Raw genomic sequence first — 25,215 nt, 5'->3', positions numbered from 1 at the left:
TAGTCTCAAAAGATGTTATAGTTAACCGATATGAATGAACCCATTGAATAGAGTTTAACATTCGCCCATCCTACTTCTTGCACTGGAACTTTGATAAATGGTTCTATGCGAAAACTTACATGCTTTTTGAGGTCCATTTCATAACCAACAGAGAAAACAGCGTTACTCATCCAATGGCGGGTTCCTGTTCGTTCTTGCCAGCGTTGCTGTTGACCGGTTGTGTAACTGTTATAATTGAACCGATAATCCTCGTTAAGCATGATGTAGGAGGAGACTCCACCGGTAGCAAAAAGTCTTGAATGGTCAAAATGTACTACGTTGTATTTTAAGCTTATCGGAATATCAATAAGCAGACATTTGCCGACTGTTTTAGATGGTAACTCTCCGTAAGACCAATATTCTTCGGGCGGATTATAATCGTTGCCACTGGCCGTATATTGCACCTTTGAATGTATTGCACCAACAGATATGGCAAGGTTTCTGGAAAGACTATATTCAGCAGATAAACCTATTTTATAACCGGGATCATAGAAATTGGAAATTCCACCAACAGTACTCAAATCCGGTCCTCCTATCAACCCAACCGTAAGTCTTGGCGTTTCCCGTCCGGGAAGCTGATTCTGAGCATTGAATCCAGTAGAATTTTTCGGATCCGGAATAAGACTGACAGATGCTGATCGGTCAGTGGTATTGGGTGGAGTTAATATGTTAGCGTTAAATGCAAATGTTTGAACATTATCACCAATATTGCTGGCAGATAGCTGGATACTGTCCGACAATTTAGCCAAGGCAATATATTTCTGGTTCGAGTCGGAATTGGCAAATTCCTGCTGTGAGTCTTTACTTGATTCCTGTTCACTTTGTGCGTTCCTCCCTTTGGCTGAATCATTAGCAAGGTTGTCGGAAGGTTGCTCCGGATTTAATTTACCGTTGGATTGCGCATTTGATGGATCGGGAGGAGAAGAAAATTCAAAGAGCCCATCCGGTAATATATCAATAGGACTACGTTGAGGATTTGTTACCTGCTCACTTTTTGTTAATTGTTCATTTAGCTGATCAATTGATTGCTGTTGTTGATATGTGTAATAGGCCAAAATAGAAAGCAGTAATATAACTGCAGCTGCTGCTGAATAACGTTTCCAATAACTTTGGCGGTAGTTATTCGCTTCCGCTGCGTCAAGCCTGCGTTCGAGTTTATGCCAATCCTCTTCCTTATATTCTATATCGTATTCCCGAACCTTCTTTTTAAAGAATTCCTCAAGGGGATCGTTATGTTCTTGGTTAGTCATGTTCTTAGATAAAATTTTTCTCTACAATCGATTGCAGGTTTTTTTTGGCTTTAGCCAAATTCGATTTAGAAGTGCCTACTGCAATATCAAGCATATCTGCAATTTCTTTATGCTTAAACCCTTCAATTACGTAAAGGTTAAAAACTGTTCTGTAAGCGGGCGTAAGCTCTTGAACCATCTCTATAATCTCATCATAAGAAATGCCACTTAGCACTTCCTGTTCCCGGGCAGGTTTATGATTAATTGATTCTAAATCGGTTTTCGGGAGCTTGTTTTGATTTTTGTGATACTGATTGATAGCTGTATTTACAATTATTTGTCGAAGCCAGGGTTTAAAGGGACGGTCAGGATCATACTTTTCGATATTGGTAAAAACCTTCATAAAAGCGTCGTTTAATACTTCTGCTGCTTGTTCCCTGGAATCGGCATACCTCAGGGTGATGCTCATGCCATAGGCATAAAACTTTTTATATAGCTCTTTTTGGCTTTTCCGCTGCCTCTTTCGACAGCCTTTTATGATCTTTTTGATCAAAACAGAACCTATCCCGTTAATAGATTTTTGGTACCTTCTACTTAATGATACAAGACTTTAATGGAAATGGTTGCCTCGAAATATGAAATAATTTGAGGGGAAAGAAGGGATTACAAAAATATAAGCTCCCAGCCGATCAAAGCCGGGAGCTCTTTCTTTAGGGCATTTGGAGCTAAATAACTCCAAATTGTTGCTCTTCCATTAACCATTACGAATTAATGTTTCCTATGTTGCACGAGAAATAAACACAAATTTTTGACAGTAAATATTGTTATTACTATGAGTGAGATTGTATATTAGGCACTCAAAAAAATCCAACATACATACTTATATGAGATCCGGAAACCCAACAATAAGCGAAAAAACATTCCAAAATATTAATCGAACTGCCGTTTCATCAGAAGAAGGCAACATGACGGTGAGCGGTACCATAAACAAAACCGGAATGCTCTTTTTAATTCTTTTACTGGGAGCATCCATAAGCTGGTATCAGCCATCCCAGTTACTTATTTGGGGAGGGGCCATCGGTGGATTCATTGTCGCATTGGCTACTATTTTTAAAAAAGAATGGTCTCCATATACAGCTCCGATTTACGCCGGATTAGAAGGGCTTTTTCTGGGAGGTATTTCGGTTATGTATGAGGCTGCTTATTCCGGCATAGTCTATAATGCCATTTTATTAACTCTGGGGGTATTTGCAGCCATGCTTTTTGCGTATCGCTCTGGGATTATAGAGGTGACCCAAAAGTTTAGAACAGGAGTTGTTGCCGCCACAGGAGGTATCTTTTTGGTCTACATGGCCAGTTTTATATTAAGCTTTTTCGGAATAAACATAAGTCTTATCCATGGATCTGGACTTATGGGCATCGGGTTTAGTCTTGTTATTGTGGGCGTCGCTGCTCTAAATCTGGTCCTGGATTTTGATATGATTGAAAAAGGAGCCCAGGCAAATGCTCCCAAGTATTTTGAATGGTACACTTCATTTGGTCTGATGATCACCTTGATCTGGTTATACATCGAAATATTACGACTGCTTGCCAAGTTACAACGAAGATAATTGGAGTATTACCAATCTATTTTGACTAAGAAGCGTTTTATACCGTTTTCAGGCAACGAATTTATTTTTGGAATGCTAATACTCCTTGCTACAATATTTTTTGTAGCAGAATTGCGCTGGTCCCGCCTATATGATTCAAACGCGATTTCAGCGGATAAACCGGTACATATTTATCTTGAGGAATCAACACAGTTGGATGAGTTAACTCGTATATTACAGGATTCATCTCTAGTTAAAAGCGAAAGGGAATTTGAATGGGCTGCAACTATTTTTGGGTGGAGAAGATTTCAGCAGGGACATTATTTAGTTGATGACCCTATGGGTTATGATGCTTTTTTATCAAAACTGGCAAGGGGCATGCAAGATCCTGTGTCGGTGACGATTTTGCCGGGCAGATCCAAAGCGGATATTGTAGCTAAAGTATCCAATCAACTTAAATTTGATTCGCTTGCATTCAAGCATGCCATCAAAGATTCTGCTTTTCTGGTACAGCATAATCTGGATAAAAAGGATGTTCTTGGCAGGCTATTCCCCAATACCTATTCGGTATACTGGACCGTTTCACCAGAATCATTTTTTGAGCGGATTTTAAGTGAATTTAATAAGGCTGTGGTTGAATCCTATCAAAAGCAACTAGATGAGTTGGATCGATCGGTCAACGAAATCGTTACTTTGGCTTCAATTATTGAATGGGAGGCTCGTAACAGTGAAGAAAAGAGGATTATCAGCGGACTTTATTGGAACCGTTTAAACAAGGGGATGCGCCTGCAAGCAGATCCCACCGTAAATTTTGCCGTGGGAGAACGCAGAAGACTTTTGTATGAAGATTATCAAGTTGATCATCCCTACAATACCTATTTACACCGCGGCTTACCTCCGGGACCTATCACCAATCCCGATTTAACATCCATCAGAGCGGCGATTTATCCGGAAAACCATGATTTTTTATACATGGTAGCAACACCGAATGGTGAGCACGCATTCTCAAAAACGTTTGAGGAGCACAAACGAAAAAGTGCAAAATGGCGAAAATGGCTGCAAGAGCAATACCGCATCAAGCGAATGAATGAGCGAAAACAGGGGGGGAACTAATTCTAATTCAAAACCGGTCGTGTTCCATTTTCAGAGAACTCAAAAATCTTTACCTCTTGGTTGATATGTCTGCCTTTAAAATCGATGTTGCCAATAATTCCTTCATACAATGGTTGTGCTTTTAAAGCATTCTTTAAGTAAGCGGGATTTTCAACACGGTTAAGAGTTTCTAAAACATATGAAGCAACATCATAACCAATCATCGCAAACCGATTAGGCTCCATATCAAATCGTTGTTTAAACATTTCGTTGAACCGTTTCACCCGAGTACTTTTTTTATCAATATAGTAGCTCTCAGAGAAATAAATCGGCTGATTTTTAAGCTGTATTTCCGGAATATCAAAGTTGCCCCATTCCTGTGAACCAATCACAGGAATGTTGCTTTTTTTGGCTTCCATATCTACCAGTAGCAATTCTGCAAGGGTAGAGGCAGCCTGACCTGTAAATGGTGCATAAATCCCATCTAAGTAGTGGTAATTATTCAGGCTGTCTATTTTGGCACTGTCTGAGGTGAAGAACTTGGTGTAGTCCGTAAGGTCGTAGCCCTTTGATTGCAAATCTTCAACAAAGAAATACGAAACTTTAGCACCCAGTCTTTCAGCTCTGTCTCTGAATGCAAAAGCTGAGGCTTCGCCCAGTGAATTTTTTTCAGCTAATACAGCCAACGTATCCATCTGCAAGTTTTTGACTGCGTACTCGGCCATTTTGCGCCCGTGAGAGGTAAACGTTGGATTCGCCTGATAGACATAAGGATTATCCAAATTTAATGAGTCTGAATTCGCCAAAGGAGCTATTAACGGAATCTGATACTGCTCAGCCAAGTCAGCCATCTTGAGAGCCGGTTCAGAAAACAATGGCCCAAGTACAGCATCTGCATGATAATTCCAAGCCAGGTTGGTCATGGCATGACCGGCGGAATCCATATTAGCAGCGGTATTTTGGTGTCTAATAAATGCTTTTTTGTCAGTATGCTGCTGATTGAATTCTTCAGCGGCCAAGACATAGCCAAAGTGCAAACCGCGAGAGACCCGGAATTCAGAACCGGAATCGGAGTGAGAGGGTAGAGCGGCTCCCAGATCATACACTATACCTTTTGGGGCACGAACTTGACGGCCGTATCTGCGTTCTGTTGCATAACTTACAGAATCAGCAATAATTTCAGATAACTCCCGCATGGCCGAACTTGCAGTATCAATTTTTGAATGAAGAAGTTGGGAATAGAGAGTACGGGCATCCTCTAATGACACCGACCCTATGGCCGCATTAATGAGATCATATTTAATTTCCGGTGATTTCGCTTGTTGGAAGGCCCTCTTTCGCTGATTGAGCGTCAAGAAACCTAAAATTTCGTTGTAAAGTTGGCGTCCATCGGCAACAAGTTGGGTTTTTAAGGATCGATTTTTGAGATCATATAGTCGATTTAATGCTTCACCATACAAGCCCAGCTGAAAGTCAACCAAGGCTGTGGTGTATTCTGCTTCAAGATAGATTTCATCTTCAGCTTCTTTATTAACCTGATTTAGAAATGTTTTTGCTGTCAAATACTGACCAAGGCTGTAATACGACTTCCCTGCAAATAATCTTCCTTGTGGAGAATTGATTTTCGTAAATACTTGTAAAGCCTGTTCAAAATCTCCTTGTTGGTAATATTCAATACCCTCATCTATAGATTGGGCATGAGAATTTTCGGGCAGATACATCACCAATATTGCGATTGAAAAAAGAAGTGCCAACAGGTTTTTGGGGATTGTAAAAATCATAGTTGAATAATAATTAGGAGCAGTATCAGTGTTGCTTATACTAACTAAATTGAAGCGGTTTTGTTCTCTTGATCTATTCCCACTCAATAGTAGAAGGAGGTTTGGAACTAACATCATATACCACGCGATTAATACCGCGAACCTCATTTATAATTCGATTTGATACATGTGCTAAAAATGGATGGGGCAGATGGGCCCAGTCAGCCGTCATCCCATCAACGCTGGTAACCGCCCGCAAGCCAATGGTAAATTCATAGGTTCGTTCGTCACCCATGACGCCTACACTTTGAACCGGAAGTAGTACAGCTAGTGCTTGCCAAACTTCATCATATAGATCCTGTTTACGTAATTCGCTGATAAAAATGTCATCAGCCTCACGAAGTATTTCGAGCTTTTGGCGATCTACATCAGAAATTACCCGGATCGCTAATCCTGGCCCGGGGAAGGGGTGCCGCTTAATAAAATGTTCTGGAATTCCCAGTTCACGACCCACATTGCGAACCTCATCTTTGAAAAGCTCACGAACCGGTTCTATGAGATCGAGATTCATTTCATCCGGCAAACCGCCTACGTTGTGGTGTGATTTGATAGTTGCCGAAGGTCCCTTAAACGAAATGCTTTCTATTACATCAGGATAGAGGGTACCCTGGGCCAGATAGTTATATGAATCATCATGTGCAATCGCATCATCAAATACCTCAATAAAGGTTTCCCCGATAATGGTTCGTTTCATCTCGGGATCTACGACCCCTTTAAGTCGCTCCAGGAATTTATCACTGGCGTCAATACCTTCTACCGGCAGATGCAATTGCTCTTCATATACATCTGACACATCTCGAAATTCATTTTTACGCAATACTCCGTTATCCACAAAAATGCATTGTAACTGATCACCAATAGCCTTGTGAACAAGTGTTGCAACAACGGTTGAGTCCACACCACCACTCAGACCACAGATTACGCGAGCATCCCCAACTTTTTCCCGAATCTCCTGCACTGTTGATTCAATAAATGACTGCGCTGTCCAACTACCTTTCAATTTACTTATAGAGTAAACAAAATTCTTTAAGATCTGCTTTCCGTGTACCGTATGAACGACTTCGGGATGAAACTGGACGCCATATACAGGCTTTTCGGCATGACGTACGGCAGCTACATGAGCATTATTGGTATGGGCAATAATTTCATAATTGGCAGGTAGTTCTTTGATGTGATCGCCGTGACTCATCCATACAATCGACTCTTCGGGAATTTCAGCAAGCAGATCCGAATCATCATCAACAATAAGTTCAGAGCGACCAAATTCCCTCCGATCAGCTTTTTCTACGCTACCGGGTATTTCGTTGTGAGCCAGAATTTGGAGCCCGTAACAAATGCCTAATACTGGGACTTCCCAGTCAAAGACAGCCTGATTTAGTTCAGGAGCATTTTCGTCATTAACGCTGCTCGGACCCCCGGAGAGGATAACGCTGTTCGGAGGATTGTGGGAAAAAGTTTCCAGATCTTTATTAAAGGGGTGGATCTCACAATATACATTTAGCTCGCGTACGCGTCGGGCAATGAGTTGCGTATACTGGGAGCCAAAATCGAGAATAAGAATCCAGTTGTTCGGGCGGTGTTGCATAAAAACAGATTAGAATAAAGAAAGGCACCCCAAAGGGTGCCAGCGTAAATTAAGCTACAATTTCTTTGTATTCATCGGGTGACATTAAGTCATCAAGCTGAGATTCATCCCCGATGGATATTTTTACCATCCAACCGTCACCATAGGGATCGTCATTAACCAATTCCGGTTCCATTTCCAGTTTCTTATTGGCTTCAATAATTTCTCCGGCTACGGGAGCAAAGAGTTCAGAAACGGTTTTAACCGCCTCGACAGTTCCAAAAACCTCGTCTTGGTCAAATTCAAAACCTTCTGGTTCTATTTCGACAAATACAATATCACCGAGTTCGCCTTGTGCAAAATCGGTGATACCTACAGTTGCCGTACCGTCACCATTGTCTCGGATCCATTCGTGCTCTTTGGTGTATTTTAAATCGGTGGGATAGCTCATATTAATTTATCTGAATCAGTTGTCGGGGTTAAATTTAAACTCTTCTAAATATTTGGTGTTAAAAGTTCCCTTCTTAAAGTTTTCATCTTCCATAAGTTGAATGTGATAGGGAATAGTGGTCTTAACACCCTCGATAATAAATTCTTCGAGCGATCGCTTCATGCGTTTTATAGCATCTTCGCGTGTGGGTGCACTTACGATCAGCTTTGCAATCATGGAGTCATAATGTGGGGGAATACGATAGCCGGCATAGGCGTGGGTATCCACACGAACACTGTGTCCGCCGGGGGTATGAAACACCTCAATTTGTCCAGCAGAAGGGCGGAAATTATGTTCCGGGTCTTCAGCATTAATACGGCACTCAATAGCATGCCCGCGCATTTTAAGCTCTTTCTGTTCCATTTTATGGCCGGCTGCCGCTTTGATTTGCTCAGCGACTAGATCATAGTTGGTAATCTCTTCTGTTACCGGATGCTCAACCTGAATGCGTGTATTCATCTCCATGAAGTAGAAATTATGGTCTTTATCAACCAAAAACTCTACCGTACCCGCTCCTTCATAATCTACGGCTTTGGCTGCATCTACCGCAGCATCACCCATTTTTTTGCGTAGTTCAGGAGTCATGAGGGGAGAAGGGGCTTCCTCAAGAATTTTTTGATGACGCCGCTGCAGTGAACAGTCGCGTTCTCCAAGATGGATCACATTGCCATGCTGATCGGCTAATACCTGGATCTCTACGTGGTGTGGATCTTCAACAAATTTTTCAATGTAGACATCCGGATCATCAAAAGCGGTTTCAGCCTCATTTTTACACATGCTGTAGGCGTTTTTGAGGCTGGCTTCCTCATGAACTACTCTCATCCCACGACCACCGCCACCTGATGAGGCCTTGATAATGCAGGGATATCCAATCTCATTACAGATATCTCTCGCTTCTTCCAGGCTTTCTACTACGCCATCACTGCCGGGAACGGTAGGAACACCACTATTTTCCATGGTTTCTTTAGCCATCGATTTGTTCCCCATAGCATCAATGCTTTCTGGTGATGGACCGATAAATTTCAAGTCGTGTTCGGCACAGATTCGCGAAAATTCGGCCTTTTCTGATAAAAATCCATAGCCGGGATGAACGGCATCAGCATTGGTAATTTCTGCTGCCGATAAAATATTGGGGATTTTGAGATAGCTTTCTTTGCTGGAAGGCGGGCCAATACAGACCGCCTCATCGGCAAATTTTACGTGCAGGCTATCACGATCAGCAGTAGAAAACACCGCAACCGTGGGGATCCCCATCTCTTTACATGTGCGAATGATACGAAGTGCAATTTCGCCTCTGTTGGCGATAAGAATTTTATTAAACATGAATTTTTAACTGATTTTACCCGATGATAAATAAGGGTTGATCGTATTCTACTGGTTCGGCGTCATCGACAAGAATCTTTTTCACCTCTCCGGAGTAATCGGATTCTATTTCATTCATAATTTTCATTGCCTCAACGATACACAATGTTTGTCCTTTTTCGACTGTATCGCCCACCTGAACAAAAGGATCATCGTCTGGAGAAGGGGCACGGTAAAAAGTTCCTACTATTGGAGATTTAACAACGTCGCCCGATGGTTGATTTTCACCATCTGATTCACCGGATGTATCCCCACCCGATGATTGTTGAGGCTGCTGAGGAACCTGCTGGGGTTGCGGCGCTTGTTGGGGTTGGGCCGGAACCTGATATTGCATCGGCATTTGTTGCGGGGCCGATGATTCTTTAACATCAGGTTTCTTCTTAACCTTTATTTTGAAATCCCCTTCTTCAATAGACACTTCATTTACTTCACTTTTGGCAATGAGGTCCAGAAGATTTTCAATTTCTTTTAAATCCATGATATAAAATTAGTTTGATGTTACGCGTTCAATATATTCTGATGTTCGTGTGTCGACTTTTATTTCTTCGCCTTCGTTAATAAAAAGAGGGACCTGCACTGTGGCACCTGATTCCAGTGTTGCCGGCTTGCTTCCACCCGTTGCGGTATCACCTTTGAGGCCCGGACGAGTCTTCGCTATTTTCACGGTAATGTGATCAGGCGGTTGCGCATACAATACTTCCTCGTTATCAACATCTATTACCAAAGTGCATACTTGACCTTCAGCAATAAATTCTGATTTCTTCACATTTTCTTCGGAAACAGGCAATTGCCGGTAGGTTTCCTGATGCATGAAATAGTACAAATTCCCATCCTTGTATAGAAACTGATAGGGTTGATGTTCCACCCGAATTTCTTCAACATCTTCGCCGGACCGGAATTTTTTTTCGATATTCTTTTCGTTTACAACACCTTTCAACTTGGTGCGCAAAAAGGCACCGCCCTTGCCGGGTTTTACGTGCTGATAGTCAATAACCTCATACAGCTCATTATTGAGCTCAATTACCATTCCGGTTCTAAAATTCGATGTGGAAACTTTTGCCATAAACGTTAATTAATGATCTTTAAATTCAGTGCCCAAAAATACCATGAGACGTGAAAGATAACAAGCCTAAAATAGCTCTTTAAAATACGTTATTAATCCGATGGCCTCTAACAGGTTGTATAGAATAGCAAGTGGGGCTATATATTTTATGAAGATTGGCCAAACGGTTTTGAACATAGAGGTATGTAATCCATGATATCCCTGTTCTAACTCTTTAAAAGCATTTTCAACCTTCCAAACGTACCCCAGGAAGTAACAAATTAAGAATCCACCAAGGGGCAACCCAACTGTACTAAAGATGAAATCGATGGTATTTATAAGAGAAATATCAAATGAAATAATTAGTGATATAATTAAAATCCCACCACCGATCATAGTAGCTGCTTTTTTGCGTTGCACATTGAATTCATCAATCACATAAGAAGTGGGAACTTCAAGGAGTGAGATAGTTGATGTAAGGGCCGCCATCGACAAAAGCAGGAAAAAGCTGGTGCCAAAAATAATTCCTGCTGTAGTACTTAAGCTATGAAAGAGGGCCGGAAGTACCTGGAAAATAAGATCGGTACTTGCTAATAATTCTCCGGCATCGTTAAAAATATTTACTCCAAACGACTCGGCCATATACATAGCCGGCATAATAAGAAGCCCGGCCAAAAAGGCAATGCCCACATCAGCAAGTGTGACATAAGCTGCTGCTTCGGGGATATTTTCTTTTTTGCTCAGATAGGATCCATAGGTAATTAAAGCGCCCATCCCTAAAGAAAGTGAAAAGAAAGCCTGCCCCATGGCACTAAAAACAAGAGGGGCTGATATCATCGAAAAGTCAGGTTTAAGATATTCAGCAAATCCTACGCCTGCACCAGGCTGAAAGCTAACATAGCCAATCATTATGACTAATATTCCGATTAAAACAGGCATTAAAAACTTGGTTGCACGTTCAATGCCGTCACTCACACCTCCCAATATGATGGAGACGGTGGCACCCATAAAGATTACAGAAAAAATTGCATTTTTGACGCCATGGGAGACGTCCGCAAATAGGGCGGCCCATTGAGTAAATCCGGTAAAAAAGAGAATTTCTTCAAAAACATAGCTAAACGTCCAGCCTGCAACTACAATATAAAAGGAGAGAATCATTACGCCACAAAGCACACCCCAAAAACCAATAAGCGGGTAGAATTTATTGGAACTTAGCGCTTTAAAGGCACCTACAGGATTCCGATTGGTCTTTCGGCCAATACTTAGTTCTGCTACCATTACGGGAAAGCCAATCGCAAAACAGCACAATAGATAAATTAGGAGGAAGGCTCCGCCACCATTGGATGCTACCTCGGTGGGAAAGCGCCAAATATTACCCAAGCCAACGGCCGATCCGGCTGCGGCCAAGATAAATCCTAATTTTGAATTCCAATTTCCCCGAGTTGAAGATGTTGTATCAGCCAAAAGTCAGATCCCCGTTTCTTTATTTTTGGTTTATAAACATTGAAATAAAATGTCGCCGTAAAATGTAATGCAAGAAGCTTACTTACAAATCAAATTTTTGAAAAGATGTTAATATTCAGTTTCCGATTGAACTTTGAGGGCATTACATAGTTTTTAGATCGATTTAAACATCGAAGCGATAAAAAAGTATAATTACTTAATGACACTTCCGGGTTCAGCATCGGTTTCTATAAATTGTAGCGCCCCGTCTTCTTCCTCGGCCATCAAAATCATTCCGTTACTTTCGACACCCATGAGTTTCTTAGGAGCTAGATTAGCTACAACACAAACTTTTTGGCCAACAATTTCATCAGGAGTAAAATCATTGGAGATACCCGAAACAATGATACGTTCTTCAAAGCCAAGATCTACTTTTATTTTGAGCAATTTGTCTGCTTTCTCGATGGCCGATGCCTCAATTATTTTGCCGGCTCGCAGATCCATCTTCACGAAATCGTCAAACTCCATATTTTCTTTGAGTGGCGTGTACTCTGTGGCTTCCTTGTTGTTTTCGGCTTCTCGTTCTTTCAATTTAGTAAGTTGTTTTTCAATTTCTTCATCTTCAATCTTTTCAAATAGAATAGCTCCTTTTTTAATCTTAGAACCACTTTGTAGAATGCTGTCAGAAACTTTTTCCCAGTTGATATCACCTACAACATTTAACTCATTACGCAATTCAGCCATTTTATCGGGCAGAATGGGATCAAAAAGAATGCTCAGAGCAGCAGTAATCTGTAGGCATACATGCAAAGTGTTTCCACAGGTTTCAAGATCATCTTTCCGGGTTTGCCAGGGCTCCATATCGGTAAAATACTTATTACCGATGCGTGCTAAATTCATCGTTTCTGCAATTGCCTCGCGCAACTTAAACTGTTCATAGGCCTGACTGATCTTCTGTTTTTGCTCCTCAATTTTAGCTAACGTTTCGCGGTCCCTGTCGGTTGGATTGGTTAGTTCCGGAACATTTCCGTCAAAATAGTTTTCAGTGAATGATGTGGTGCGATATACAAAATTACCGAGCACATCGGCTAGTTCACTGTTTACTTTGTTCTGGAAATCCTCCCAGGAAAAATCGGAATCTTTAGTTTCGGGCAGGGTAGTCCCCAGAACATAGCGTAACAAGTCAGCATCGAAATCTTCCAAGTATTCATCCAGCCAAACAGCCCACCCTCTAGAAGTTGAGAGTTTTTTGCCTTCCAGATTTAAGAACTCATTAGCCGGAACATTTTTAGGAAGTACATAATTACCATGCGCCATAAGCGTAGCGGGAAACATAATGCAGTGGAATACGATATTGTCTTTACCTATAAAATGAATGAGGTCTGTATCGTCATCTTGCCAGTACGTTTTCCACTTATCGGGATTACCTTGTTCGGCTGCCCATTCTTTGGTAGCCGAAATATATCCGATGGGGGCGTCAAACCAGACGTACAGGACTTTGCCTGTGGCGTCATCGAGGGGAACCGGAACACCCCAGGTCAAGTCGCGAGTTACAGCACGATCGGCAAGTCCATCGTTAAGCCAACTTTTAACCTGACCCATCACATTGGGCTTCCAGTTTTCACGTGTATCAAGCCACTTTTCAAGACGCTCTTGGAAATCCCCCAACGGCAAATACCAGTGTGTTGTTTCTTTAGTCTCGGGTTTATCACCGGTAATGGCACTCTTAGGATTTTTGAGTTCTGTGGGAGAAAGTGAGGTTCCACAGCTCTCGCATTGATCCCCATAAGCCTCTTCGTATCCGCAATTGGGACAAGTGCCTTTTACATAGCGATCCGGAAGGAACATTTGGGCCTTGGGATCGTAAAGCTGCTCTTCGGTCTTCTGCACGAAAACATCATCTTTGTAAAGTTTAGTGAAAAACTCCTGTGATGTTTGGTGATGTACTTCTGAACTGGTTCGACCGTAATAGTCAAAGTCAATCCCAAAATCCTTAAATATTTGCTTATTCCGTTCGTGAAATTTGTCTACAATATCCTGCGGACTAATACCTTCTTTTTCAGCTGCGATAGTAATGGGCACACCATGTTCATCTGAGCCACAAATATGAATAATATCCTCGCCAGTGAGTCGCTTATAGCGAACGTAAAGGTCGGCGGGTAGATATGCTCCTGCAAGGTGTCCCAGATGTATGGGGCCATTGGCATAGGGCAGGGCAGAAGTAACAAGTGTGCGTTTGGACATGGACTGGTATTTGACGTTTGATTTTCTGAGCTCGAAAATAAGAGTATCAACCCTAAAATTAAAAATGGTTTATAGGTTAATTTAAGTCTTTGCCAGATTTTAAAGAAGAGGTTGACTGTAATGGCATTTAGATTTGAGATACTTGCCGTCAATGTTCTAGGGAATAAAGTTTTGCAGGGAAACCTTTGTTAGGCCAAATTAGTATAGTTCTGTAAATAGCTAATTTTTTATGAGCATTGAGGATCATTTTCGGTTTCTGAAAACTCTTCCTTGGCAACGATTTCATCAATCTGAGTAAAGATATTATTAAGAGCTTCTTCTTTAAATTGTCCGGATGCGAAAAGCTCTTTCTCTCCATTGCTAAATGTAAGATGTGTTTTTGCCGAAAGCTTGTAGACGCGCTCTCGTATCTTGTAGAACCCTTTGTAATTTCCGGTTTTATAATAGTGTTGCAAACTGTTGCTAGACTCGCTCATGCTGATCCAATGTTCTTAAGTAAAAGACTGAAGTGATGTTTTGCTGTATATTACGGTGGGTTTAGAACTAAAGCAATAGCTCAAAATACTTATTTGTGGCATTTGACAATTAATATGAAACACCTACTTGTACTCCCACACTAATCAATGCGTTATGTTATGGTCGAAAGTGAAATCCAATAAGCATGCAGAAAAGTTTTCTGATCGGACTAAAATAAATACTTTTGGCACATAGCCTATAGATGATATTGAAAGTGAGTTATCCTACCAGTATTTAACTAAAAAACTATATAACGTTACCCCAACAGTCACCGACACATTTAGTGAATGTTTATGCCCATATTGAGGGATCTCCACGAAATCATCAATATATTGTAGAATATCTTCATCAAGTCCGGTAACTTCGTTTCCAAAAACCAGGCAGATATCTTTTTCTTCCGGGATCGTATAATCAGGAAGCAAAATACTTTTCGTCATTTGCTCCATCCCTACCAGGCGGTAATCATTTTCTTTAAGGGTTTCGATATATTTCTGGGGATATTCTATCTGCTGCCAGTTAACATGTTTTTGAGCGCCGATTGCCGTCTTGGCGATTTCGGGGCGCGGGGGAGTAGGAGTATATCCCGACAGAAGTATCTCATCAATTCCAAAGGCATCGGCGCTGCGAAAAGCAGCTCCCACATTATGCATGCTTCTGACGTTATGGAGGAGGATTTTGAGTTTATTCAGACGACCCGGGATTGTGCGTTCCAGGTTTTGCTCAAGTATTTCCTTAGTACTTAATTTCTCCAATATGAGGTGTTTTTGGAATTATAAATCTGAATAAGAAGGTACAAAATTTAGATTTGGTAACAGAGCCTAAATCATGGTATTTTAAGGCGCTTTACAAAGATAATGTCAGCTTATTTGGCTGGCATTTATTATTTAAAAGCTTGCACAAACAAGGATTTAAACCAAAGAAAGAAAAGTACCGTGGAAAAGAATTATCTATCACGAGAAGGCTACGAAAAACTCGAAGAGGAGTTGAAAGATTTAAAGACCCGAGGACGAAAAGAAATTGCCGAGGAAATTGCCGAAGCACGGGCAAAAGGGGATCTAAGTGAAAATGCAGAATATGATGCTGCTAAAGAAGCTCAGGGAATGCTTGAAAAGAGAATTGCCGAACTTGAAAATGCTCTTGCAAATGCCCGAATATTAGATGAAGAAGATATTAAAACAGATAAGGCCTATCTACTTTCAACGGTTACGATTTATAATCATAACGTAGAGAAAGAAGTTAAATATACTCTTGTCTCTAAGGATGAGGCGAACTTCAAAAAGAATAAAATCTCTGTTGAATCTCCGATTGGAAAAGCTATTCTGGGCAGAGAGATTGGGGAAGCCTTCGAAGTAGATGTTCCCGCCGGAAAATTAAAATTAGAAGTCAAAAATATTGAGCGATAAATGAACATAGCAGTAATAGGCACCGGATATGTGGGATTGGTGAGCGGCACCTGTTTCGCCGATTCGGGCAACAACGTCACGTGCGTGGATATTGATGAGCAGAAAGTTCAGCAACTCAAAGACGGGCAGATCCCGATTTACGAGCCGGGCCTGGAGACGATCTTCGCCCGCAGCCAGCGGGAGGGGCGCCTGCAGTTTACCACCGATATTTCCGAGGCCGTCCCGCAGGCCGACATCGTCTTTTTGTGCCTGCCGACCCCGCCGGGTGGCGACGGACAAGCCGACCTCAGTGCCGTGATGGCCGTGGCCGAGCAGCTCGGCCCCATCGTCGACAGCTATACGGTCATTGTCAACAAGTCGACCGTGCCGGTCGGCACCGGCGACCGCGTGGAGGCCCTGATCGCCGAGCACGTGGACCCCGCCCTGTTTGATGTGGTCTCCAACCCGGAGTTTCTGCGCGAAGGGGCCGCCGTCGAAGACTTTAAATATCCCGAACGCGTGGTCATCGGCACCGGCAGCGACCGGGCCGCCGAAACCATGACCATGCTCTACGAGCCGTTTGTCCGCTCCGGGAATCCCATTATCGTCATGGACCGCCGCAGCGCCGAGCTCACCAAGTACGCCGCCAATGCGATGCTGGCCACCAAGATTACCTTCATGAACGAAATTGCCAATATCTGCGAGAGGGTCGGCGCCAACGTCGACCACATCCGCCGCGGGATCGGCACCGACTCCCGCATCGGCAAGCGCTTCCTGTTTGCCGGGATCGGCTACGGGGGCAGCTGCTTCCCCAAAGACGTGCAGGCCATCCACCACACGGCCGGCCAGCACGGCTACGACTTTAAGATTGTGGATGCGGTGATGGACGTCAACAACGCCCAGAAGGTCTCCATTGTCAGGAAGATGGAGGAGTATTTTGGCACCGACGACTTCAGCGGGATGAGCTTTGGGCTATGGGGGCTGTCGTTCAAGCCCGAGACCGACGACATCCGCGAGGCGCCGGCCCTGTATATCGCCGAGGAGCTCGTAACCCGCGGAGCGAAGCTGCTGGCCTACGACCCGGAAGCCATTGGCACCTTCAAGGCGGCGACCAGCCAGGCGGTGTTGGATCATACGACCTTCGTCCACGACCAGAAAGAAGCCCTGGATGACATCGATGCGCTGGTGATCTGCACCGAGTGGAACGAGTTCCGCCGGCCGACCGTGGACAATTTCGCCGACGAGATGAAGGACCCGGTCATTTTTGACGGCCGCAACCTCTACGACCTGCAACGGGCCGAAAAAGCAGGCATTACCTATATAAGTGTGGGGAGGCCTTCAATAAATGTCAACTAAACGAGTCCTTATTACGGGCGGTGCCGGATTTCTCGGATCGCACTTAAGTGACCGCTACCTGAATGAAGGTTATAAGGTTATTTGCATGGATAACCTTCTTACCGGCAGTGCCGAAAATATTTCTCACCTGATTGGAAATGAGGACTTTGAGTTCATTAAGCACGATGTAACGAACTTTATCCACGTGAAGGGAGAATTGGATCTAATTCTTCACTTTGCTTCGCCTGCCTCTCCTGTTGATTACCTGGAGATGCCGATACAGACGCTCAAGGTAGGTTCGCTGGGGACGCACAAAGCGTTGGGACTGGCCAAAGAAAAAGGCGCTCGGTTTTTGCTGGCCTCTACCAGCGAAGTCTATGGTGATCCGATGACCCATCCCCAGAAAGAAGATTACTGGGGCAATGTGAACCCGATAGGACACCGCGGGGTCTATGATGAAGCCAAACGCTTTGCCGAAGCTATGACCATGGCCTATCACCGCTTTCATGGTATAGAAACGCGCATTGTCCGCATTTTTAATACCTACGGATCACGGATGCGATTACACGACGGACGTGCACTCCCCACATTCATGCGTCAGGCGTTGAAAGGCAATCCGCTGACGGTCTATGGCGATGGCTCCCAGACGCGTTCGTTTATGTATGTGGATGACTTGGTCGAAGGAGTGTGGCGACTATCGCAGTCGGATTATGTTGAGCCGGTAAACATCGGTAATCCCGAAGAAATTACCATTCTTGAATTTGCCAAAGAAATTATTGAACTCACCGGCTCCGACAGTGAAATTATTTTTGAAGAACTCCCCAAAGATGATCCACAGATACGTCAGCCGGACATCAGTAAAGCACAAGAAGTTCTCGACTGGGAACCAAGCTATGATCGCAGGGAAGGGTTGTCAGTTGCGTTGGAATATTTCAAGAAGAAAGTGTTGGATTCCCAATAAAATACATTATGAAAGGCCTCGTTGACGTATATCCATACAAAAAAACATACAACGAGGTGAAATTTCTCGTTTTAAAACGAGCATCTGATGTACAATATGCTCGTCAGTGGCGAATGGTTGGGGGAAAAGTCAATCCCGAGGAAACCTTTTTTAATGCGGCATTAAGAGAACTAAATGAAGAAACCACGTGTTCTCCCGATCTTTTTTGGTCTATTCCGTCCTTAAACCAATTCTATGATCACGATAGTGACAGCATTTTGCAGATTCCGGCTTTTGGTGCTGAAATAAGCAACGAGGGATCCATTGTCTTGAATCATGAACATGTCAGCTGGAAATGGATTTCCCAAAAAGAGATAGATACCTATATTCAATGGCCGGAACAGAAGCGACTAATGAAATTATTGGCTGATATTGTAATATCTAAACAAATTTTAAACGAGTGGATAATAGAATTTTAAAATCGTTTTATCGCTGGTTCACAATATTTTTGATTCTTGTTCTTGGTGGAATTAATATTCCCGATGAATTGCATGCCCAAGGCAATGATTCTTCCTATGAACTTTTGCCGGCTCCTGATGTCTGGTATAATAGGGTGGATGGTGTTCGAGTTGGAATACGACTTCGGGGACAAGTACCCGGGACTTTTGGTGATGGCCCCCACCGGTTAAACGCAGGGCTTTGGCTTGGTACAAAATTTCCTGCCGAACCTGTTTCTTATTACTTGAAGTTTACTGAGCCTATTCCTGCCATATCCGATTTTGGAAATGAAGGAAGCATCTCTGCAAGAACATCATATCGCACCGGATTTCAAGCACATGGTCTGACCTTTAATAAACGTTGGCAGACCGGTTTTAATGAGATGAACTACAAGGAATTAGCTATAGGTCTAAGGGGGGAATATCGCTTCAATAAAGATTACTTATTGTATCAAGACCTGTGGCAAAATCAGTGGTTATATATAGCAAATGCAGCTTTTGATTTTACGGATGCCAATGGATTTGGCAGGTATGCACTTTCTATTACATTTGATGCAAATATTGCCGGGGAAGCTGAACGATTTTTAAGAAGTGAGGTAATTTTCCGGCAGAAGGCTGATCTTTCTGAACATTTTTCTATCTCGGGGCGATTATACTCCGGCTTTGCTACTGATAACACCGCACCAGAATATTTGTTTTCTCATAGTTTTCAATCGGCCCGGAGCTGGATGGGAAGTGGACTCACTAGGGCCCGGGGAACTATTCCGTCTGCCTGGATACAAATTGGGAATATTCAGTTTAGCGGAGGGCCCAATTTAAGAGGGTATCTGAATGATGATATTGAAACATTAAATAGTGGAAATGTGCCGCTTTACACCTCAATGTCGGCCCTTAATCTTGAATTCGATTACCCAAACCCTTTAGAAAATAAACTGAAAGAAGTTCCCGTGATTGGCGGCCTCATGGATCTCCGGTCATATTTGTTCTGGGATTCGGGAACATCACTTGGATTAACGAGTATTGAGGAAAATAATGTGTTATCTGATGCCGGGATCGGATTTTTGTTATCTGTAGATATTCCTGATTATCTTGGAAAATCGCGTGGATTAGTTTTGCGCTACGACATGCCTTTTTGGCTTTCTCATCCCGGATCAGAAAATGCCTTTAAATTCCGACAGGTATTTGGCATAGGAGCCACAATTTCATTGTAACAATTGATGAGAACATTTCATCACATACTAATTGCAGTAGTTCTGCTTTCCTTTTTGGGGGCCTGTACCAGTGCTCGCTGGACCGTAAAGGAGAAAGAATCCATTGATCGAACTGACTATGAGGTAGTAGAAGAGAACTACTTCTTACAACAAACTGAAAAGGTGACCCCTGAAAATCCGGTCTTGTCATTGGCACTTTACTCAGAGACCGAATACGAATATACCCAGCGCGTTTTAATGCAGCGTAATATCCAAGATTATCGGTTGCGGCCGGGAACCACGGCATTAGGGGTTGGAGGGGCAACAATGGCTTTTTATTTGGCGAATATTGCTGATTTTGGCAGTCATTCCTCATCAACAAAACGATGGACCCTAAATGGGATAAGTGCCTTGATGCTTGCATCGGGATTTTTAAACATGAAGCCCGTCGGCGAACCGCGGCCAACGGGAGAGGAGCGTTATAAGCGAGCTACCGGTACAACCACAGAAATTGATTCCGTTAAAGCTGATGCCAAGGTTGATACATCTGCATCGGTTTATATGCTCTATAACGATTTAATTATTTTTGAAGATAGCAATCAAGATATTCCCGATGGAATACTTAACATTCCGATTGGAAATGTACTGAATAATTTGCGACTCTCGGGACAAGAGGTTGGAAATGCTACGGTTGAGGTGCTCTTTGCAGATTCACTGTACCGTTATAAGTATGCAGTAGATTCTGTTTTGCAACCCTACGCCGTCGTTAATAAGCAACTTACGGCACTGCGTAATAGTCCACAAGAAAATGCGGATAATGTGCTAGCAGATCTTGTTGAAGGGAGTCAGCTTAGAATTAGCAGTATCAACGATGACTGGTATCAGGTGATGTATGGGATATCCGAAACATTTATAAAAAAATCGGATGCCAGTATTATTTGGCGTTCAGAGGATTATGAGGTCGAAGATCAGGTTGTAACCGTTCCCCGAGTTCCTTTCGGTGAGATTGATGTCGAAAGTAATATTCCAATATTGCGCGATGAAAATCCCAATGCCAAGGCATTATTGCTCATCAACCAAAACTATGCCGATACGCTTGGAGAACGCAATTATGCTCTGCGGGATGGGCGTTTGATGCATACGTATCTGCAAAATGCTTTAGGGTACTCGGAAGACAATATCTATCAATTGGCTGATATTAGCAGTAGCGACACTCTTAATACGCTCCTTTCATCTATGAGTTCTCTGGCAAATGACAGCACCGAACTGTTTATATATATTAGTGGATATGGCGCCATCGATAAGGAAAAGCAGGAGCTGCAATTTTTGACGGTGTCGCCCGAAACTCAATCTGATTCTACGATATCAGTACCAGATATCTTTCGGCGAATAGGCAACATCTCATCCGAACAAACATTGGTGGTAGGTGATATTGATTTTGCAAGTAAAAGCATAGATAAATCCTTCTCCGAAAACGAAACGAGGAAAATAATCGAAAGAAATGTTTCGCCGCTGCTATCAAAGAATCCCAATAGTTCGGTATTGATGGGATCACAGTTAAATAATCCATCCCATTTATATATGTCTGAGGAAGGGGAGGATAAAAAGCATCATATCTTCCCCTACTTTTTTGCAAAAGCTCTCCAGGAGCGGCGAACCAACCTTTCGGATATCTATCAATATCTTGAACGTAATGTATCGTACACATCCCGTCGACTTTTTGATCGTCCCCAGGACCCCTTGCTTCTCGGCAATACCCAATTGAATTTAGCCGGACAATAATGGCGTATGCATTCCTGGTTTTGAGTTCGGTATGCTCTCTCACCATTGCCCACCTACTTAAAGTTACTGAAACAAAAAATTTGCGTACTCTTAACACGCTTACCGTCAATTATATAGTGGCGGCGGTTTTTGCCTTGTTAGTAGGATACGAGAGTGATCTGGGAGCTGTATTTGTCAGTCATTCAACTATTCTCCTCTCGTTTTGTATTCTTGTTGGAGCCTTTTTTATTGGAAATTTTGTAGCATATAGTAAGTCGGTTCACACTAACGGAGTGGGTATTACTATTGCTGCAATGCGGCTGTCTTTGTTGATTCCGGTGGTAATATCGATCTATTGGTATGCCGAATACCTAAATGGACTAAAAGCTGCAGGTATTGTAGGGGTATTCGGAGCTATGCTATTACTTATCCCCAAAAAGAATGATATTAAAATTGGTTCCATCAGTGCTTCCTGGCTACTGATTTTAATCTTTGTATTATCCGGATTTGCTGACCTCTCGCTTAAAATATACGAAGAAGAATTTAGTACGAATCTCAATGAACTCACCTTTATGGGATTGGTATTTTTGGGAGCTTTTATTATCGGGTTGATTGTTGCACTTCTTCAAAAAGGACCACTTATTACTAAAAAGGAAGCTCTGTTGGGAGCGGCTATCGGCATTCCGAATTTATATTCCTCAATTTTTTTAATTTATGCATTGGGTGGTATCAGCGGTTCAATAGCCTATCCCGTGGTCAATATTTTAAATGTTCTTGGCGGGACGTTTCTCGGATTGATTATTTGGAATGATCGAGTTTCAACGAAACAGTGGATTGGTATTGCGACGGCTGTTATCGCGATAATATTTTTAATTTAGTTTTAAGGTTATGGATCAAGAAATTATTCAACAGATAAGGAAACGAGCTTCAAAATTGGATAGAACCATAGTTTTTCCGGAAGCCCGAGACCCAAGAGTGCTACAGGCCGCTTCATATTTAGTTAAAGAAAACATTTGTGATGTCCACCTCTTAGGGGACAAAGAAGAAATTATTACCTCATGTCATAAGAATGAAAGACAAACAGTAAAGGATTTATCAAGCTTGTTTATCGGTGATTCAATAAACAAAAGCCCACTTGCAGATCATCTATACAAAAGGAGAAAGCACAAGGGCATTACCAGAGAGGAGGCCAGAGCCAAACTGGATAATCCTCTTTACTTGGGAGCTATTTTGGTAGCATCGGGTCAGGCTGACGGTTGTGTGGCTGGATCAATTGCTACTACTGGCGACGTTATTCGAGCAGCTATTCACAGTATGGGGATTCGGGAGGGGATTAAGACGATATCAAGTACTTTTTTGATGGCACTACAAAATCAGCCGCCGTTAACTTATGCCGACTGTGGGGTCGTTCCGTATCCCGATGCAGAACAACTTGCCGATATTGCTATTGAATCGGCTCGGACGCATAAGTTATTGACTCAAAAAGAACCCAAAGTGGCTATGCTTTCATATTCTACCAAGGGAAGTGCAAAACATGAGCGGACTGACTTAGTGGTAGAAGCGACAAAAATTGTCAAGAAAAAAAGCCCTGAGCTGCAAGTTGATGGCGAACTTCAATTTGATGCCGCCTTTGTCCCCGAAGTAGCCCAGCGCAAAGCTCCCGATTCACCCATTAGAGGAGAGGCTAACGTGTTTATTTTCCCCAATCTCGATGCCGGAAATATTGCCTATAAAATCACAGAACGCCTTGCGGGCGCAGCAGCTACCGGACCAATCCTGCAAGGCCTTGCCAAGCCTATGATGGATCTCTCACGGGGATGTGACTGGCAGGATATTGTAAATGCCGCTTGTGTGGCTATTCTGATGGGAGAATAAGTACTTTTATGATATTAAAATAGTAATAGTGATAAATGGTACTTATTAAATGGATAGCAACTTTCAATTGGCAAAGTAGCAGTTACTATTCGATTTTAAGGAAGTAAAAACTATATAGGGCACTAAATAAAAGTGGCCGAATTAAGTTTAAGTTACATGCAATTATCCTTATGTTTGAGGCTCTGATCTGGATACTGAGTTATTAGTTCGATTAAGATTACTTAGATTTAATCCAGATTTAATTTCCGAACGTAATATCTTGTTCTACTGTTTATTAAATCGAACTGCTGAAATCGTAAATTTACCGCAATAATTTCTTATGAGTGAAACTGAAGCGCTTGAATCCATGGTTGGTGGTGAATATAAGTATGGGTTTACCACTGATGTGGAGTATGAAGATTTTCCCACAGGCATAAATGAGGATATCATCCGGGAAATTTCTCGTCGTAAAGACGAGCCGGAATGGGTCTTGGAATTCCGTCTTGAAGCTTTCGAAAAGTGGAAGCAGATGGAAGAACCTGATTGGCCCAATGTTGAATATGAAAAGCCGGATTTTGAGAATATTCAATATTATTCTTCCCCCAAGAAGAAAGATGGCAAAAAACCGGAAAGTCTTGATGATGTTGATCCCCAGATTCTTGAAACGTATGAAAAACTGGGTATTCCCCTTCAAGAACAGAAGCAGCTGCAAGGTATCGCTGTAGATGCGGTATTTGACAGCGAGTCTATTTTTACAACCTTCAAAGAGAAGCTTGCTGATGCAGGGGTTATTTTCTGCTCTATTTCGGAAGCAATTCAGGATCATCCAGAAATTGTTAAGGAATATTTGGGAACGGTTGTCCCAAAAGGTGACAACTTCTATGCTGCATTGAATTCTGCTGTATTTTCTGACGGATCGTTTGTGTACGTTCCAGAAGATACCGTCTGCCCGATGGAGCTTTCTACTTACTTCCGCATAAACAACATGCAATCGGGACAGTTTGAACGAACACTTATTATCTGTGAGGATAACAGCCATGTAAGTTATCTGGAAGGTTGTACAGCACCGATGTATCAGGAAAATCAATTGCACGCAGCCGTTGTTGAGCTGGTAGCTCTCGAAGATGCTGAGATTAAGTATTCTACCATTCAGAACTGGTACTCCGGTGATGAAAAAGGGCAGGGCGGTATTTTCAACTTTGTAACCAAGCGTGGACACTGTCGCGGAGATAACTCCAAAATTTCCTGGACTCAGGTTGAAACCGGCTCAGCCATTACATGGAAGTATCCCAGTGTAATCCTGCAGGGCGACAACTCTGTTGGGGAATTTTATTCCGTAGCGGTAACAAATCAGCGTCAACAGGCTGATACCGGTACCAAGATGATTCACGTTGGTAAAAACACAAAGAGTACGATTATCTCGAAAGGCATATCTGCGGGAGAATCCAATAATAGTTATCGCGGATTGGTGAAGATAAGTCCGCGTGCAGATGGTGCACAGAACTATTCGGTTTGCGACTCGATGTTAATAGGTCAAACCTGCGGAGCCCATACTTTCCCGTATATTGAATCTGCTAATCCCACTGCAAAGGTTGAGCACGAGGCTTCTACCAGCCGTGTTGGTGAGGAGCAGATTTTTTATCTACAACAGCGAGGAATGGATGAGGATGATGCTATTTCACTCATCGTTAATGGTTTTGCCAAAGAAGTATTGCAGGAGCTGCCGATGGAGTTTGCCGTTGAGGCAGATAAATTGCTCGGCATTAAGCTTGAAGGCAGCGTAGGGTAACAGATCAAAGAACTTTTTAATCAAAATCTTAGAGGAA

23 protein-coding genes are annotated in these 25,215 nt (G+C 42.6%); 11 read left to right on the top strand and 12 right to left on the bottom strand.

Features of this window, described 5'->3' with window-relative positions:
- Positions 1–5: 5 nt before the first annotated feature.
- Both ACT3IB_RS02775 and ACT3IB_RS02770 read right to left on the bottom strand, forming a co-directional pair.
- Positions 6–1,289, bottom strand: a complete 1,284-nt coding sequence (locus tag ACT3IB_RS02775) for an outer membrane beta-barrel protein (protein ID WP_491537497.1) — start codon at positions 1,287–1,289, stop codon at positions 6–8.
- 4 nt (positions 1,290–1,293) lie between these two features.
- Positions 1,294–1,821: an RNA polymerase sigma factor gene (locus ACT3IB_RS02770; protein ID WP_491537496.1), complete on the bottom strand. Its 528-nt coding sequence runs from the start codon at positions 1,819–1,821 to the stop codon at positions 1,294–1,296.
- Between the two features lie 331 nt (positions 1,822–2,152).
- Here ACT3IB_RS02770 and ACT3IB_RS02765 point away from each other — a divergent pair, with 331 nt between their 5' ends.
- On the top strand, positions 2,153–2,878 hold the full coding sequence (locus ACT3IB_RS02765; protein WP_491537495.1) for a Bax inhibitor-1/YccA family protein: 726 nt from the start codon (positions 2,153–2,155) through the stop codon (positions 2,876–2,878).
- Between the two features lie 72 nt (positions 2,879–2,950).
- Positions 2,951–3,970 carry an endolytic transglycosylase MltG gene (gene mltG, locus ACT3IB_RS02760; protein ID WP_491537494.1) on the top strand — a complete coding sequence of 340 codons (1,020 nt, stop codon included), beginning with the start codon at positions 2,951–2,953 and terminating at the stop codon, positions 3,968–3,970.
- Positions 3,971–3,972: 2 nt separating this feature from the next.
- Here the strand turns inward: mltG and ACT3IB_RS02755 are convergent, their stop codons facing one another.
- The 10 genes from ACT3IB_RS02755 to ACT3IB_RS02710 form a co-directional block, all read right to left on the bottom strand.
- Positions 3,973–5,730, bottom strand: coding sequence for an ABC transporter substrate-binding protein (locus ACT3IB_RS02755; RefSeq protein ID WP_491537493.1), 1,758 nt, complete (start codon positions 5,728–5,730; stop codon positions 3,973–3,975).
- A gap of 73 nt (positions 5,731–5,803) precedes the next feature.
- A complete protein-coding gene (gene guaA / locus ACT3IB_RS02750) occupies positions 5,804–7,354 on the bottom strand; it encodes a glutamine-hydrolyzing GMP synthase (protein WP_491537492.1) in 1,551 nt (516 codons plus the stop codon).
- Positions 7,355–7,403: 49 nt separating this feature from the next.
- Positions 7,404–7,784 (bottom strand): glycine cleavage system protein GcvH, encoded by a 381-nt coding sequence (gene gcvH, locus ACT3IB_RS02745; RefSeq protein ID WP_491537491.1) that lies wholly within the window; start codon positions 7,782–7,784, stop codon positions 7,404–7,406.
- Positions 7,785–7,799: 15 nt separating this feature from the next.
- Positions 7,800–9,146 carry an acetyl-CoA carboxylase biotin carboxylase subunit gene (accC, locus tag ACT3IB_RS02740; RefSeq protein WP_491537490.1) on the bottom strand — a complete coding sequence of 449 codons (1,347 nt, stop codon included), beginning with the start codon at positions 9,144–9,146 and terminating at the stop codon, positions 7,800–7,802.
- A 16-nt stretch (positions 9,147–9,162) separates the two neighbouring features.
- Positions 9,163–9,663 carry an acetyl-CoA carboxylase biotin carboxyl carrier protein gene (gene accB / locus ACT3IB_RS02735; RefSeq protein ID WP_491537489.1) on the bottom strand — a complete coding sequence of 167 codons (501 nt, stop codon included), beginning with the start codon at positions 9,661–9,663 and terminating at the stop codon, positions 9,163–9,165.
- A 9-nt stretch (positions 9,664–9,672) separates the two neighbouring features.
- On the bottom strand, positions 9,673–10,248 hold the full coding sequence (gene efp / locus ACT3IB_RS02730) for an elongation factor P (RefSeq protein ID WP_491537488.1): 576 nt from the start codon (positions 10,246–10,248) through the stop codon (positions 9,673–9,675).
- Positions 10,249–10,314: 66 nt separating this feature from the next.
- A complete protein-coding gene (locus tag ACT3IB_RS02725) occupies positions 10,315–11,691 on the bottom strand; it encodes a sodium-dependent transporter (protein WP_491537487.1) in 1,377 nt (458 codons plus the stop codon).
- Between the two features lie 192 nt (positions 11,692–11,883).
- Positions 11,884–13,914 carry a methionine--tRNA ligase gene (gene metG / locus ACT3IB_RS02720; RefSeq protein WP_491537486.1) on the bottom strand — a complete coding sequence of 677 codons (2,031 nt, stop codon included), beginning with the start codon at positions 13,912–13,914 and terminating at the stop codon, positions 11,884–11,886.
- Positions 13,915–14,141: 227 nt separating this feature from the next.
- Complete coding sequence (locus ACT3IB_RS02715) at positions 14,142–14,390, bottom strand: hypothetical protein (RefSeq protein WP_491537485.1); 249 nt, start codon at positions 14,388–14,390, stop codon at positions 14,142–14,144.
- Between the two features lie 264 nt (positions 14,391–14,654).
- Entirely contained in the window at positions 14,655–15,182 is a 528-nt protein-coding gene (locus tag ACT3IB_RS02710) for a TrmH family RNA methyltransferase (RefSeq protein WP_491537484.1), read from the bottom strand.
- Positions 15,183–15,362: 180 nt separating this feature from the next.
- Here ACT3IB_RS02710 and greA point away from each other — a divergent pair, with 180 nt between their 5' ends.
- The 9 genes from greA to sufB all read left to right on the top strand — a co-directional run bounded on the left by greA (position 15,363) and on the right by sufB (position 25,178).
- Positions 15,363–15,833, top strand: coding sequence for a transcription elongation factor GreA (greA, locus tag ACT3IB_RS02705; RefSeq protein WP_491537483.1), 471 nt, complete (start codon positions 15,363–15,365; stop codon positions 15,831–15,833).
- The gene (locus ACT3IB_RS02700) at positions 15,834–17,168 is read left to right on the top strand and encodes a UDP-glucose dehydrogenase family protein (RefSeq protein ID WP_491537482.1); all 1,335 of its coding nucleotides are present in this window, start codon (positions 15,834–15,836) and stop codon (positions 17,166–17,168) included. It abuts the gene before it with no gap.
- Positions 17,158–18,108, top strand: coding sequence for a UDP-glucuronic acid decarboxylase family protein (locus ACT3IB_RS02695; protein ID WP_491537481.1), 951 nt, complete (start codon positions 17,158–17,160; stop codon positions 18,106–18,108). Before ACT3IB_RS02700 ends, ACT3IB_RS02695 begins: the two co-directional genes overlap by 11 nt.
- An 8-nt stretch (positions 18,109–18,116) precedes the next feature.
- Positions 18,117–18,566, top strand: a complete 450-nt coding sequence (locus ACT3IB_RS02690; protein WP_491537480.1) for an NUDIX domain-containing protein — start codon at positions 18,117–18,119, stop codon at positions 18,564–18,566.
- Entirely contained in the window at positions 18,548–19,795 is a 1,248-nt protein-coding gene (locus tag ACT3IB_RS02685; RefSeq protein WP_491537479.1) for a hypothetical protein, read from the top strand. The genes ACT3IB_RS02690 and ACT3IB_RS02685 overlap by 19 nt, the downstream gene beginning before the upstream one ends.
- A gap of 6 nt (positions 19,796–19,801) precedes the next feature.
- Complete coding sequence (locus tag ACT3IB_RS02680; protein WP_491537478.1) at positions 19,802–21,556, top strand: caspase family protein; 1,755 nt, start codon at positions 19,802–19,804, stop codon at positions 21,554–21,556.
- A gap of 80 nt (positions 21,557–21,636) precedes the next feature.
- Positions 21,637–22,413 (top strand): EamA family transporter, encoded by a 777-nt coding sequence (locus tag ACT3IB_RS02675; protein WP_491537477.1) that lies wholly within the window; start codon positions 21,637–21,639, stop codon positions 22,411–22,413.
- A 10-nt stretch (positions 22,414–22,423) separates the two neighbouring features.
- The gene (pta, locus tag ACT3IB_RS02670) at positions 22,424–23,410 is read left to right on the top strand and encodes a phosphate acetyltransferase (RefSeq protein WP_491537476.1); all 987 of its coding nucleotides are present in this window, start codon (positions 22,424–22,426) and stop codon (positions 23,408–23,410) included.
- Positions 23,411–23,729: 319 nt separating this feature from the next.
- Complete coding sequence (sufB, locus tag ACT3IB_RS02665) at positions 23,730–25,178, top strand: Fe-S cluster assembly protein SufB (protein ID WP_491537475.1); 1,449 nt, start codon at positions 23,730–23,732, stop codon at positions 25,176–25,178.
- Positions 25,179–25,215 lie beyond the last annotated feature (37 nt).

Source organism: Fodinibius sp. GM21 (genome assembly GCF_058386955.1).
This window is presented reverse-complemented; position numbering and strand designations above follow the sequence as displayed.